The sequence below is a fragment of the Betaproteobacteria bacterium genome (assembly GCA_016791345.1).
Classification (GTDB): Bacteria; Pseudomonadota; Gammaproteobacteria; order Burkholderiales; family JAEUMW01; genus JAEUMW01.
The window spans coordinates 1-13,227 of the sequence record JAEUMW010000079.1; the positions used below are offsets into that span (position 1 = coordinate 1).

The 13,227-nt window shown below is 64.5% G+C and carries 12 protein-coding genes; 7 read left to right on the plus strand and 5 right to left on the minus strand.

Annotated features, from left to right (window positions below; translation table 11 throughout):
- Nucleotides 1–166: 166 nt before the first annotated feature.
- The 5 genes from JNK68_02990 (at nucleotide 167) to JNK68_03010 (ending at nucleotide 3,142) form a co-directional block, all read left to right on the plus strand.
- A complete protein-coding gene (locus tag JNK68_02990) occupies nucleotides 167–496 on the plus strand; it encodes a hypothetical protein (GenBank protein ID MBL8539319.1) in 330 nt (109 codons plus the stop codon).
- Nucleotides 497–526: 30 nt separating this feature from the next.
- Entirely contained in the window at nucleotides 527–919 is a 393-nt protein-coding gene (locus JNK68_02995; protein ID MBL8539320.1) for an acetyl-CoA carboxylase biotin carboxyl carrier protein subunit, read from the plus strand.
- 15 nt (nucleotides 920–934) lie between these two features.
- Complete coding sequence (locus JNK68_03000; protein MBL8539321.1) at nucleotides 935–2,140, plus strand: sodium ion-translocating decarboxylase subunit beta; 1,206 nt, start codon at nucleotides 935–937, stop codon at nucleotides 2,138–2,140.
- A gap of 36 nt (nucleotides 2,141–2,176) precedes the next feature.
- Nucleotides 2,177–2,608 (plus strand): bacterioferritin, encoded by a 432-nt coding sequence (locus tag JNK68_03005; protein ID MBL8539322.1) that lies wholly within the window; start codon nucleotides 2,177–2,179, stop codon nucleotides 2,606–2,608.
- A gap of 66 nt (nucleotides 2,609–2,674) precedes the next feature.
- On the plus strand, nucleotides 2,675–3,142 hold the full coding sequence (locus JNK68_03010; protein ID MBL8539323.1) for a VOC family protein: 468 nt from the start codon (nucleotides 2,675–2,677) through the stop codon (nucleotides 3,140–3,142).
- An 87-nt stretch (nucleotides 3,143–3,229) separates the two neighbouring features.
- On the opposite strand, the gene accC is transcribed toward JNK68_03010, so the two are convergent.
- The 5 genes from accC to JNK68_03035 form a co-directional block, all read right to left on the minus strand.
- Nucleotides 3,230–5,230: an acetyl-CoA carboxylase biotin carboxylase subunit gene (gene accC / locus JNK68_03015; GenBank protein ID MBL8539324.1), complete on the minus strand. Its 2,001-nt coding sequence runs from the start codon at nucleotides 5,228–5,230 to the stop codon at nucleotides 3,230–3,232.
- A 127-nt stretch (nucleotides 5,231–5,357) separates the two neighbouring features.
- Nucleotides 5,358–6,890 (minus strand): acyl-CoA carboxylase subunit beta, encoded by a 1,533-nt coding sequence (locus tag JNK68_03020; protein MBL8539325.1) that lies wholly within the window; start codon nucleotides 6,888–6,890, stop codon nucleotides 5,358–5,360.
- A 226-nt stretch (nucleotides 6,891–7,116) separates the two neighbouring features.
- Entirely contained in the window at nucleotides 7,117–8,073 is a 957-nt protein-coding gene (gene hprK, locus JNK68_03025; GenBank protein MBL8539326.1) for an HPr(Ser) kinase/phosphatase, read from the minus strand.
- 17 nt (nucleotides 8,074–8,090) lie between these two features.
- The gene (locus tag JNK68_03030; protein MBL8539327.1) at nucleotides 8,091–9,857 is read right to left on the minus strand and encodes a polyhydroxyalkanoic acid synthase; all 1,767 of its coding nucleotides are present in this window, start codon (nucleotides 9,855–9,857) and stop codon (nucleotides 8,091–8,093) included.
- Between the two features lie 184 nt (nucleotides 9,858–10,041).
- A complete protein-coding gene (locus JNK68_03035) occupies nucleotides 10,042–11,025 on the minus strand; it encodes a patatin-like phospholipase family protein (GenBank protein MBL8539328.1) in 984 nt (327 codons plus the stop codon).
- A gap of 250 nt (nucleotides 11,026–11,275) precedes the next feature.
- Here JNK68_03035 and JNK68_03040 point away from each other — a divergent pair, with 250 nt between their 5' ends.
- Both JNK68_03040 and JNK68_03045 read left to right on the plus strand, forming a co-directional pair.
- Nucleotides 11,276–12,070, plus strand: a complete 795-nt coding sequence (locus JNK68_03040) for an SDR family NAD(P)-dependent oxidoreductase (GenBank protein MBL8539329.1) — start codon at nucleotides 11,276–11,278, stop codon at nucleotides 12,068–12,070.
- Nucleotides 12,071–12,217: 147 nt separating this feature from the next.
- The coding region (locus JNK68_03045; GenBank protein MBL8539330.1) for a hypothetical protein at nucleotides 12,218–13,227 on the plus strand (1,010 nt) is incomplete at its 3' end.

The window sequence follows — 13,227 nt, forward strand, 5'->3', positions numbered from 1 at the left end:
CATCGCACGGCTACATCACCGACGTCATCGAGCCGGCCGAGTCGCGGTCCGTGATCGCGCTCTCGCTGCGCAAGGTGCTCAATAAACGGGAACTGCGACCCGCCAAGAAGCACGGCAACATTCCGCTCTGAGCGCGTCGAGCGGCCCAACCGGGAGCAGCAGACCAATGTCCGAAGTTATGATCAAGGCGCTCTGGATATACGGCCTGGCGATCGTGGTATCGCTCGCCGTGGCCGTCGTCATCAAACTCATCGTGGTGATTCTGGGCGCGCTCGAACGCAAACCCGCGGCAGCGCCGAAACCGGCTGCGGCCGTCCCGGCGCCGGCCCTCGATGTCGTCGCCGATCACGTCGCCGCCATCTCGGCGGCGGTGTACGCCATGCTCGGCGCACACCGCATCGTCCACATCGAAGAGCAGCGGCAGGCCGGATGGGTCGTGGAGGGAAGGCTGGCGCATCACACCTCGCACGCGATCCAGCACCATCCGAAGCAATAGCAGCAAGCACGAACAAGGGAGAGAAAGACGATGGAGAAGAAATTCCGGATCACGGTCGACGGCAAGCAGTACGACGTGACGGTCGAGGACCTGACCGACAGCGGGAACACGATCTATCCGTCCCCGGGCAGCATGTCCATCCCGTCACCCGCCGCTGCGGCGGCGCCCGCGGCCGCAGCGACTCCCGCACCCGCCAAGCCGGCAGCCGGAAGCGCCGATGTCGTCAGCACGCTGGGCGGTGTCGTCGAGTCGGTTGCCGTGTCGATGGGTCAGACCGTGGCCCAGGGCGACAAGGTCGTGATCATCGAGGCGATGAAGATGAAGACGCCGATGGTGGCGCACAAGGGCGGCAAGATCACCGCCATCCACGTCAAACCCGGTGAAGCTGTGGAGGCGGGTCAGGCACTGGTCAGCATCGGTTGAAGCAGGGGGCTCCCCATGGAAGGCGTTCATCTGCTCGATATCTTTCAGGGCATTGCCACCCTCGTCGCTGCTGATCCGAAGATCTTCTGGGGACGTATCGGCCTCATCCTGCTCGGCTTCGTGCTGATCTATCTCGGCAAGAAGGGCGTGCTGGAAGCGCTGCTGATGATCCCGATGGGTCTCGGCATGGTCGCCGTCAATGCCGGCGTGATGTTCTTCGAGGGCAGCAAGCCGGGCACGCTGTTCGTCGATCCGCTGATCGAGGGGACCGACGCGACCATGACCATCCTGCAGATCGACTGGCTGCAGCCGATCTACACCTTCATGTTCAGCAACGGTCTCATCGCCGTGCTCGTATTCATGGGCATCGGCGTGCTGCTCGACGTGGGCTTCGTGATGGCACGGCCGTTCCAGAGCATGATCCTCGCGCTCTTCGCCGAACTGGGCACGGTGGCCACCTTTCCCATCGCCGTCTGGCTCGGCATGAGCGAGCGCGAGGCGGCGTCTGTCGCTCTCATCGGCGGCGCTGATGGACCGATGGTGCTCTTCGCCTCCCTCATCCTTGCCAAGGATTTGTTCGTCCCCATTACCGTGGTGGGTTACCTGTACCTGGGGCTCACCTATGGCGGCTATCCCTATCTCATCAAGATGCTCATACCGGAACGCCTGCGCGCCATTCCGATGCCGATGGGCGACGTGAAGCGGATCACATCCGGGCAAAAGCTGGTGTTTGCGGTGGTTGCGTGCACCTTGTTGTGCCTGCTGTTTCCGGTCGCCGCCCCGCTCTTCCTCGCCCTTTTCATCGGTGTCGCGGTGCGCGAGAGCGGACTCCTGAATTTTCAGAACCTGCTGAGCGAGACCGTCCTCTACGGCGCCACTTTCTTCCTCGGACTGACGCTCGGCATCCTGTGCGAGGCGAACACGATATTGAGCCCGGTGGTGCTCAAGCTGCTGCTACTCGGCATCCTCGCGCTCACGCTCGCTGCGATCGGCGGGATCATCGGCGGCTACGTGATGTATTTCTGGTACCGCGGCAAGTTCAACCCCATGATCGGTGTGGCCGGAGTAAGCTGCGTGCCGACCACGGCGAAGATCGTGCAAAAGATGGCGACCGCCGCATCACCGGGGGTCATGATCATGCCTCACGCGCTGGGTGCGAACATCAGCGGCGTGATCACCACCGCGATCCTCACCGGCATTTACGTCGCGCTGCTGCGCTAAGGCACCCGCCGCGACCAACCAAGAGGAGGTCATCGCATGGCTGACATCGACAAACAGGCTGTCGCGGCGGTGCTGGACAGGATTCTCGAGCACGAACTCGCCGGCGTCGTGCGCTATACGCACTTCGCCTTCATGATCTTCGGGCACAGTCGCATTCCCATCGTCTCGTGGTTCCACAAGCAGGCGGACGAATCGCTGCTGCACGCGCGCGAAGCCGGCGAGATGATCACCCTGCTCGGGGCGCATCCGTCGCTTCGCATCGGACCGCTGCTGGATACGCACGAGCACGACATCGACACGCTGCTGCGCACGTCGCTCGACAGCGAACGCGCAGCAGTCGCCCTCTACCGCGAGTTGCTCGATCTGGTGCGCGACAAGTCCGTGCTGCTCGAGGAGTACGCGCGCCGGATGATCGCCGGCGAAGAGATGCACGTCGGCGACGTGGAGAAGATGCTGCGCCGGTCTTGAGCGCGAATAGGCTGCAGGCACGCGGCCGCAACCGACACGACACCATCACGAACTGAGGAGGTATTCATGAGCGACAGACCCTTCCGCATTCTTGGTCTCCAGCAGATCGCCATCGGCGGCACCGACAAGCAGCGGTTGCGCAAGCTGTGGGTGGACACGCTGGGCGTGCCGGTCACCGGCAATTACCGCAGCGAGCGCGAGAACGTCGACGAGGACATTCTCGCGCTGGGCACGGGTCCGACCAAGGTGGAGATCGATCTCATGCAGCCGGTCGACATCGCCAAGAAGCCGGCCGTGCACGAGACGCCGCTCAATCACATCGGTCTGTGGGTAGACGACCTGCCGAAGGCGGTGGAGTGGCTGACGGCGAACGGCATGCGCTTCGCCCCGGGCGGCATCCGCAAGGGAGCGGCCGGCTTCGACATCTGCTTCGTGCACCCGAAAGGCAACGATCAGTTCCCGATTTCGGGCGAAGGTGTTCTCATCGAGCTGGTGCAGGCGCCGCCGGAGGTGGTCGAGAAGCTGGGCGCGTAGCAGCGCAGAAGCTCAAATGGACACGGCCGGCGCTTGGCGCCGGCCGTGCGCCGTATCGGTCCTCGCGACCCGACACGCCAGTTTCGCTTACGAAGGGCTCGACTCGAACTCGATGATGGGCTGATCGACAGCGAGGCTGTCGCCCGGCTTCGCGAGCAGCACCTTCACCTTGGCATCGTTCTCGGCGCGCAGCACGTTCTCCATCTTCATCGCCTCGATGACCGCGAGCTTCTCCCCGGCCTTGATCTCCTGACCTTCACTCACCGCGACTTCCGTCAGCAGACCCGGCATCGGCGAGATCAGGAAGCGCGACAGATCGGGTGGCGGCTTGTGCGGCATAAACGCGTGCAACTCCGCCGCGCGCGCCGTGATCACCATCACGTCGACCTGCGTGCCCCAGTGGAACAGGCGATAGTGCATGCCGCGGCGTTCGACCTGCATGCACACGTCGTGGCCGTTGATGGTGCCGCGGAAGAGCGGATGGCCGAAGGCCCAATCCGAGATGACCGTGAAGGTCTCGCCCTTGTAGGTGATCTGGTGCCCGCCGGGCACGCCGGCCACCGTCACCAAGTGCGACTCGGTGCCCAGAATGACGTTCCAATCGGTGCCGACCCGGTACTGGTGGCCGGGCATCTGGCCCGAAATGCCGGCGGCGCGCTCGCTGTAGCGGCGGTGCATGGACGCCGCCACGCACACGAGCAGAGCCGGGTCGTCGTGCGGCACGTCCTCGGCACGAAAGCCCTTCGGATACTCCTCGGCGATGAGCCCGGTGTGCATGCGCCCGGACACGAAGCGCGGGTGCTGCATCAACGCCGCCTGGAACGGGATGTTGGTCGACACGCCGCGAATCACGAATGCGTTGAGCGCGTCCCGCATGCGTCCGATGGCCTGATCGCGCGAGGCGCCGTGCGTGATCAGCTTGGCGATCATCGAGTCGTAGTACATCGAGATCTCACCACCCTCGTAGACGCCGGTGTCGACCCGCACCACGCCCGGCACCTCTGGCGGCGGAATGTATTTCACCAGGCGTCCGATCGAGGGCAGGAAGTTGCGGAAGGGATCCTCCGCGTTGATGCGACACTCCATCGCCCAGCCGGAGAGCTTGAGATCCTTCTGCGTGAACCCCAGCTTTTCGCCTGCGGCAACGCGGATCATCTGCTCCACCAGGTCCAGACCGGTGATCATCTCGGTCACCGGATGCTCGACCTGCAGGCGCGTGTTCATCTCGAGGAAGTAGAAGTTGCGCTCGCGATCGACGACGAACTCCACGGTTCCCGCGGACTGGTAGCCTACGGCCTTGGCGAGCGCGACGGCCTGCTCGCCCATCGCGTGCCGGGTGCGCTCGTCGAGGAAGGGTGACGGTGCTTCCTCGATCACCTTCTGGTGGCGACGCTGGATCGAGCACTCGCGCTCCCACAGGTAGACGGTGTTTCCGTGGGCGTCACCGAGCACCTGGATCTCGATGTGGCGCGGCTCGACGATGTACTTCTCGATGAACACGCGATCGTCGCCGAACGAACTCTTCGCCTCGTTGCGACAAGCCTGGAACCCTTCGCGACACGCCTCATCGGTCGCGGCAACGCGCAGCCCCTTGCCGCCGCCGCCGGCGCTCGCCTTGATCATTACCGGATAACCGATGCCACGTGCGATCTCCACCGCCTGGTCGGCGCTTTCGATCACGTCGGTGTAACCGGGAATGGTGTTGACCTTGGCTTCGTTGGCGAGGCGCTTGGAGGCGATCTTGTCGCCCATCGCCTCGATCGAGTGCGGCTTCGGCCCGATGAAGACGATGCCGTTCTTCTCCAGCAGGTCACAGAACGTCGAGTTCTCCGAGAGGAAGCCGTACCCTGGGTGGACTGCTTCGGCGCCGGTGTCCTTGCATGCCTGCAGCACGCGGTCCATGACGAGATAGCTCTGCGCCGATGGCGGCGGGCCGATGAGCACCGCCTCGTCGGCCAGGAACACGTGTTTGGCGTCGCGGTCGGCCTCGGAATGGACCGCGACGGTGGCGATGCCCATCTTTTTCGCAGTGCGAATGACGCGGCAGGCGATCTCGCCGCGGTTGGCAATCAGAATTTTCTTGAACATGTTTTTTGTTCCGGGAATGGGGATGGTGACCGGGGTCTCCGACCAGCCTGTGCCCGCCCGCGCATCGCTGCCCAAGCGGGAGCGGTACGCTAACGCGGCGCCTGTGCCCCTGCTCCCTTCTCCCTCGTCACAGCGGTATGTTCCCGTGCTTGCGCCACGGGTTCTCGAGCTTCTTGTTGCGCAACATGGCGAGCGACCGGCAGATGCGCTTGCGCGTCTCGTTCGGCATGATGACGTCGTCGATGAAACCGCGGGCCCCCGCAATGAACGGATTCGCGAATTTCAGCCGATATTCCTCGGTGCGCTCCGCGATCGCCTTCGGGTCGCCGATGTCCTTGCGGAAGATGATCTCGACAGCCCCCTTCGGTCCCATCACCGCGATCTCCGCCGACGGCCACGCGAAGTTGACGTCCCCGCGCAGGTGCTTGGAGCTCATCACGTCGTAAGCGCCGCCGTAGGCCTTGCGCGTGATCACCGTCACCTTCGGCACCGTCGCCTCGGCGTAGGCATAGAGCAGCTTCGCGCCGTGCTTGATGATGCCGCCGTATTCCTGCGCCGTCCCCGGCATGAAGCCGGGCACGTCGACGAAGGTGATGAGCGGGATGTTGAAGGAGTCGCAGAAGCGCACGAAGCGCGCGCCCTTGATCGCGCTCTTGATGTCGAGGCAGCCGGCGAGCACCAGCGGCTGATTGGCGATGATGCCCACCGTCGCCCCCTCCATGCGGCCGAAGCCGATCACGATGTTCTTCGCGTGATCCGGCTGCAGCTCGAAGAAGTCGGTGTCGTCGACCACCTTGAGGATCAGTTCCTTGATGTCGTACGCCTTGTTCGGATTGTCCGGCACCAGCGTGTCGAGCGAGAAGTCGAGACGGTCCGCACTGTCGGTCGTGGGGCGCACCGGCGGCTTCTCGCGGTTGTGCACGGGCAGATAGTTCACCAGCCGGCGCACCATGACTAGCGCCTCGACGTCGTTCTCGAACGCGCGGTCGGCCACGCCGGACTTGGTCGAATGCGTGACCGCACCGCCGAGTTCCTCAGCCGTCACCTGTTCGTGGGTCACGGTCTTCACGACCTCCGGCCCGGTCACGAACATGTAGGAGCTGTCCTTCACCATCACGATGAAGTCGGTCATGGCCGGCGAGTAGACCGCACCGCCCGCGCACGGCCCCATGATCACGGAGATCTGCGGGATCACGCCGGAGGCGATCACGTTGCGCTGGAAGACGTCGGCGTATCCGGCGAGCGATGCGACCCCCTCCTGGATGCGCGCACCGCCCGAGTCGTTGAGGCCGATGACGGGCGCGCCGACCCTCACCGCCTGATCCATGATCTTGCAGATCTTCTCGGCGTGCGCCTCGGAAAGCGCGCCGCCGAAGACGGTGAAATCCTGGCTGAAGACGAAGACGAGCCGGCCGTTGATGGTGCCGTAACCGATCACTACGCCGTCGCCCGGAATCTTCTGCTCGCCCATCCCGAAGTCGTTGCAGCGGTGCTCGACGAACATGTCCCATTCTTCGAACGTGTCCGGATCGAGCAGAAGCTCGATGCGCTCGCGCGCAGTCAGGCGTCCCTTCTGGTGTTGCGAGTCGACCCGCCGCTGACCGCCACCGAGGCGTGCGGCAACCCGCTTGTCGTCAAGCTGCTTGATGATGTCGTGCATGGATGTTGTGCCTTGTTCTCAGTGGAAACGAACGGATTTCCGCTCCCCCACGTGAACGGTAGCGGTCGGCCGTCGCGGTGGCCGCCCCGTTCATTCCCTGCCCTCCCGTGATACTCGCGACGGTATCACGCCGCCCCCGATACCTCAAGCCGAGGATGGAACTCTCGGCGAAACTTCGTGTCATGCGGCGAAAACCCGCGCAGTTGTGGCGATCGTCCTGCGCCGGCTAGGCCTCGTCCTCCTTGCCGGCAAGCGGATCGCCGAGTACTTCGTCCAACCGTTTCACCACCTCGCGCGCCGTGTTCACGCCCATGTTCTTGAGCTTCTGGTTGAGTGCCGCGATCTCGATCAGGGTCGCCGTGCTGCGACCGGGCTTCACCGGCAGCATGATGTGCGGCACCCGCACGTCGAGAATGCTGACCGTTTCTTCGGTCAGCCCGATGCGGTCGTATTCGATGGTGTCCTGCCAGTCCATCAGGGTTATCACGAGCGAGATGCGTTTGTCGGGGCGCACCGCAGCAGCGCCGAACAGCCGGTTTACGTCGATCACGCCCAGCCCGCGCGCCTCCATGTGGAAAGGCAGCAGGTTCGAGCCGCAGCCGATCAGGATCGAATCGTTCAAACACTTGATGGAGACCATGTCGTCGGCGACCAGATGCGAGTCGCCGCGGCGAAGGAGATCGAGCGCAACCTCGCTCTTGCCGATGCTGCTGTGACCCTGGATCAGCACACCCAGGTCGTGGATCTCCAGCAGAACCCCATGAACGTCGGTGCATGGCGCGAAATGCGGCTCCAAGTGCTCCCACAGGCGCTTGTACAGCTTGGTCGTGCTGTGCGGACAGGTCAGGACCGGGATGCCGGCCGCTTCCGCGCGCTCGCACATGACGGCGGGTGGCGTGTTGCCGTTGGTGACGACGACACAGGGCACGTCCTCGTGCGACAGGATCTCGGAGAGCGCGTCCAAGGCGGTTCTCCCGTGCGCGTGTGTGGCGAGATAGGCGAGTTCGCCCTGGCCGAAGATCTGGATGCGTTCGGAGCGGAACTCGCTGAAATACCCCGTGAGTTCCAGGGCCGGCCGGTTGAGCTCGGCGGTGGTGATCAGGCGGTCGAGACCGTCTTTTCCCGCGACCACCGCCAGGCCGAGCATCGGCTGGTCGAGGAGCTTGCGTACGGTCGTCGTCATGGCGCGGCGGACGGGTCCTACTCGATGAACACGTAGCTCCCCGGCGCCGGGCCGAGCACCGCAAAGCCCTGATCCGCGGCGCCGAACGCGGGCGGCGGCACGCGTGCGGACGCGCCGTGAGCCACCAGCCAGCGCTGCCATTCCGGCCACCACGAGCCTTCGACGACAGGCGTCTGCGCTGCCCAGGAATCAGCGTCCACGTACCGCTCGCCCTCGCGGCGCAGCGCGACCTGATAGCGCCGCCGCGAGTGGCCTGGCTCGCTCACCACGCCCGCGTTGTGGCCGCCATTGGCGAGCAGGAAGGTGACGTCGGTGTCGGCCATGAGGCCGAGCTTGTAGACCGACCTCCACGGCGCAACGTGATCTTCGGTCGTAGCGACCGAGAACATCGGTACGCGGATGTCCGCGATGACCACCGGGCGGCCCTCGACCTTGTAGCGACCCTCGGCGAGATCGTTGTCGAGGAAGAGCGAACGCAGCACCTCGGAGTGCATCCTGTACGGCGCGCGCGTCACATCGGCGTTCCACGCCATCAGGTCGCTCATGCCCTGGCGCTCGCCGAGCAGGTACTCCCGCATCATCTTCGACCAGATCAGGTCGTTCGAGCGCAGCAACTGGAAGGCGCCGGCGAACTGGCGGCCGTCGAGGTAGCCCTGGTCCCACATCACGTCCTCGATGTAGGTCACCTGGCTCTCGTCGATGAAGGGCATGAGCTCGCCCGGCTCGCTGAAGTCGAGCTCGGTGGTGAACAGCGTCATCGAGCGAATGCGCTCCTCGCCATCGCGCGCCATCGCGGCGACGGCCGTCGTCAGCAGAATGCCGCCGAGACAGTAACCGACAGCGTGCGGCTTCACGTTCGGCACGACGGCTTCGATCGCGCGCAGCGCGGCGCGTATGCCGAGGCGGCGGTAGTCGTCCATGCTCAAGTCCCGGTCCTCGGGCCCGGGGTTCTTCCAGGAGATCATGAAGACCGTGTGCCCCTGCCCCACCAGGTACTTCACCATGGAATTGTCCGGCGAGAGGTCCAGGATGTAGTACTTCATGATCGGTGCCGGCACGAAAAGGATCGGCTCGGCGTAGACCGTGGGGGTCGCCGGTGCGTACTGGATGAGCTCGACCAGTCGATTGCGGAATACGACCTCGCCGGGTGTGACCGCCACATCGCGCCCCACCGTGAACGCCTCGGTGCCGACCGGTTTGCGTCCGGCCACGGTGCGCTCGATGTCCTGGATCAGGTTGATGAATCCGCGCACGAAGTTGAGCCCGCCATCTATCGCGGCCGCCTTCAGCACTTCGGGATTGGTCCAGACGAAGTTCGACGGCGCCACCACATCGAGAAGCTGCCGTGCCATGAAACTCGTCGCCTTCTCCTTCTGCGTCGACATTCCGCGGATGCTGGTGGTGGCGTTCCACCACCACTGCTGGTTCAGCAGAAACCACTGGTAGAAGAAATTGAACGGCGGCTGCTGCCACGCCTCGCTGCTGAAACGGTGGTCCTGGGGCAGCGGCTGGATGCATGGCGGCGTGCCCGGCTGTGTGGCCGCCCGCGCCGACCACACGGCGAATCGGGCCGCCTTGCGCCACGCCTTCTGCGCGAGTTCGGCCTGCTTGCCGGGCGCCATCGCCAGGTTGGCGAGCCAGTCGAGATAGGCCAGCATTGCCGCTGCCGGTGACACGCCAAAAGTGACGCGGCCGAGGACGGCATGGACGAAGCGATCGATGGTGCGTCCGCTTGCCGGAAACGTCAGGGCGTCGGTGATTTCGCGGCGCACCTCCACCGGCATAGCGCGCGGCTCCGCGCGACGCTCCGGGTTGGCGCCGGTTGGTTGCGGCCCCGTGCTCGCGGACGTCAGCGCAACCGGACGGGGGACTGATTCGGGCATGGCCACGGCTCCTGCGCAGTTCGGCATCGAGAACTCATTGTGTTTCTGCGCCACACAAAAGTCCAATGACGCTTGTTGCGGTGCGTCACGCCGTTGTCGGCAGCGGCTGCAGCAGCCCCTCCATCTCCTGCTGGCCAAGCTCGAAGTACTCCTTCTGCAGGCGGCTGTCGCGCAGGGCGATGGTCATGCTCTTCAGGTTGTGCGGCCGCAGCACGTGGAGCGGTTTACGGCGATACACCTTGCCGTCGATCTCGATCGAGTCGCGGCCGGCGGCTTCGAGCACCCGGTTGATCAGCTGCGCCTGGCGCAGCACGCCCATCGCCGGCAGGTTCATCTGGATGTCGGTCACCAGCAGGTTCATGTCGATGCTGTTCAAGAGCACCATGAGCGGATTCTTGCCGTACACCTCGTCCAGTTCGGCGTGGTAGTCGCGATCGGTGAAGTCGACGGCGATGATCTCGTCCACCTCCGGATCCGCGAACAGGGTGCGCAACGGAATGTTGTCGATGTATCCGCCCTCGACGTAATAGTCGCCCTGCATGCGGATGGCAGCGAAGTACGGGATTGTCGTGATGCCCGCAAGAAACACGTCCATGAAACGGTCCAGCGCCGGCGCGTCGATCTGCGCGAGCAACTCGTTCGCGCTGAAATACTCGACTTGTCGCCGCGTCAGGTTGGACGCCACGATGTCCCAGCGCGCGGAGCCGAGCGCGCGCCCGAGTGTCTTGCGCCGCGCCGGGTCGTCGAGCAGCAGCGACTTGCGGCAGCGGTCCTTGTTCACCTTGAGGAGATGCGCGCCGTTGGGCAGCAGCGTCGGGCGCAAGCCGAGGAAGTTGGAGAAGACGTCGAGGGTGTCACCGAGACTCAAGCGCAAGGTCTTGGTGAGCACGGGCGGCAGTTCTTCCTGCGCCTCGTCCCACATCAGGCAATCGAGCACGATATTGTTGCCGGAACTGGTGGAGGTGAGGTGCACCACGGGCACCCCGTGGCGGCGCAGCCACACCAGCGCACCCTCGGTGTAGAAGCTGCGATAGCCGCCGCCCGCGGCGACGAATCCATATCGTTTCATGATTCTTCTCCCTGTGCGTCGCGCGCGGTTCGAGCACGGCGCAGACGCGACCGATTCGGGGTAAGATAACGCTCTCCCCGCATCAGTGGCATCGTCGGCACGGTCGGGGCAGATGTCAACAAGCTGCATGCGCTACGGGAGGAGAGCCCAGGCCGTTCGCGCATGGGATGACGCGAGCCACTCACGGCGCGACCTGCGCGCGGGTCGTGGTCGCGTGGCAACCGGGCTCACTACCGAATGGAGAGCAAGCATGCAAGTCAAAGGGAGCGTGGTCGTCATCACGGGTGGCGGAAGCGGCATCGGCGAGGTCGTCGCGAAGGAAATGGCCAAGGGCGGCGCGAAGGTCGTCCTCGGTGACATGAACCAGGAAGGTCTCGATCGCGTCGTGAGCGAGATCAAGGCCGCGGGTGGCGAGGCGATCGGGGTTGCCGGCAACGTCACCAAGGAAGAAGACGTCGCGGCGTTGATGGACGCGGCGATATCCACGTTCGGCGCCATCAACGTCGTGTTCGCCAATGCCGGGATCATCTCGGACGGTCTGGTGGTCAACACGGACAAGACCGGCAAGGTGAAGAGCGTGATGAGCCTCCAAGCCTTCAAGTCGGTCATCGAAGTCAACCTGGTCGGTGCCTTCCTGACGGTGCGCGAGAGCGTGCGGCGGATGGTCGACAACGGCTGCAAGGGCGTCGTCATCCTGACCTCCTCGATCAACCATACCGGACAGGTCGGTCAGATCAACTATTCGTCGACCAAGGCCTCTCTCGCTTTGTGGCCGAAGATTCTGGTCGGCGAACTCGCCATGAAAGGCATCAGTGGCATCCGCGTGGCGGCCATCGCTCCCGGATACACGGCCACCCCGATCCTGCTCGGGATGAACCAGGAGGCGCTCAACGCCATCCTCAAGGATGTGCATGTCGGGCGACTGGTGGAGCCAACGGAGATCGCGTCTGCGTTCCGCTTCATCGTCGAAAACGATGCCGTGGACGGAACCTTGATCGAAGTGACCGGCGGGGTCACCTACGGGGCACGGCAGCGCGCCAAGTAATGCCTCGCCGCGCGGCGCGTCGGGTTTGCTTCCGGCGCGTCGGGCGCGCGAATCCGCATCCTGATGATTCACGTCCAAACGCGGGATCGACGGCGTCAGCGCACGTCGTGGCGTTGCTTCGGCCCTGCATCGAGGGAGGATTGACTCATGGCGGTTAGAAAGATGAAAAGGGGGGCGGCCCTGGTCGGAGCGGGAATGACCTCGTTCGGCGCCTTTCCCGGCCTCAACACGCGCGACATGTTCGTCGACGCATTCCGCGAAATGCGGGCATCGGTCGACAAGGGATTCGACCCGAAGGACATCGATGCACTCGTCATCGGCAACTACAGCAGCACGATGTTCGAAGGGCAGAACTTCATGGGGCCCTTCGTCGCCGACTCGGTGGGCCTGACACCCATTCCCGCGACGCGCACCGAATGCGCGTGCGCGAGCAGCGGTCTCGCCTTCCGGCAGGCGCTGATGGCGATCGGCTCGGGCATGGCGGACGTGGTGCTGGTCGGCGGTCTGGAGAAGGAAAGCGACCTGCCCATCGCACGCGTGACGGACGTGCTCGCCACCGCGAGCGACAGCCTGTACGAGAACCCGGCGGGCTTCACCTTCCCGGGCCTTTACGCCACCCTGGCCACGGCGTACATGCATCAGTACGGCGCCACGCCGGACACCTTCATGCAGATCGCCATCAAGAACCACGAGAACGGCGCTCTCAACCCGAAGGCCCAGTTCGGCGCCCGCATCGCCGACATCATGGCGAGCAAGCAGAAGTCCGCGGCCAAGCGCGGCAAGCCGGTGCCGCAGTGGGAAAACGAAATGGCGTTCCTGAAGGACAATGCGGCCAATCCGCCGATCGCGTGGCCGATGCGCCTTTTCGACTGCTCGCCCGTCTCCGACGGCGCAGTCGCGCTGCTGCTGGTGGCCGACGAGATCGCATCGAAGTTCACGGACAAGCCGCTGCACGTCATCGGCTACGGTCAGGGCAGCGACGTCCCGACCTACCAGCGTGAAAGCCTGACGAGCATCAAGGCCACCAAGGTCGCCGCCGAACAGGCTTACGGTTCCGCCGGCGTCACGCCGAAGGACATCAAGGTGTGCGAAGTGCACGACTGCTTCACGATCGCCGAGCTGGTCGCCATCGAGGATCTCGGTTTCTTCAAGCCGGG

Coding starts and splice junctions, on each gene's coding strand:
- JNK68_02990 (MBL8539319.1), top strand. CDS start 167: ATGTCCGAAGTTATGATCAAGGCGCTCTGGATATACGGCCTGGCGATC.
- JNK68_02995 (MBL8539320.1), top strand. CDS start 527: ATGGAGAAGAAATTCCGGATCACGGTCGACGGCAAGCAGTACGACGTG.
- JNK68_03000 (MBL8539321.1), top strand. CDS start 935: ATGGAAGGCGTTCATCTGCTCGATATCTTTCAGGGCATTGCCACCCTC.
- JNK68_03005 (MBL8539322.1), top strand. CDS start 2,177: ATGGCTGACATCGACAAACAGGCTGTCGCGGCGGTGCTGGACAGGATT.
- JNK68_03010 (MBL8539323.1), top strand. CDS start 2,675: ATGAGCGACAGACCCTTCCGCATTCTTGGTCTCCAGCAGATCGCCATC.
- accC (MBL8539324.1), bottom strand. CDS start 5,230: ATGTTCAAGAAAATTCTGATTGCCAACCGCGGCGAGATCGCCTGCCGC.
- JNK68_03020 (MBL8539325.1), bottom strand. CDS start 6,890: ATGCACGACATCATCAAGCAGCTTGACGACAAGCGGGTTGCCGCACGC.
- hprK (MBL8539326.1), bottom strand. CDS start 8,073: ATGACGACGACCGTACGCAAGCTCCTCGACCAGCCGATGCTCGGCCTG.
- JNK68_03030 (MBL8539327.1), bottom strand. CDS start 9,857: ATGCCGGTGGAGGTGCGCCGCGAAATCACCGACGCCCTGACGTTTCCG.
- JNK68_03035 (MBL8539328.1), bottom strand. CDS start 11,025: ATGAAACGATATGGATTCGTCGCCGCGGGCGGCGGCTATCGCAGCTTC.
- JNK68_03040 (MBL8539329.1), top strand. CDS start 11,276: ATGCAAGTCAAAGGGAGCGTGGTCGTCATCACGGGTGGCGGAAGCGGC.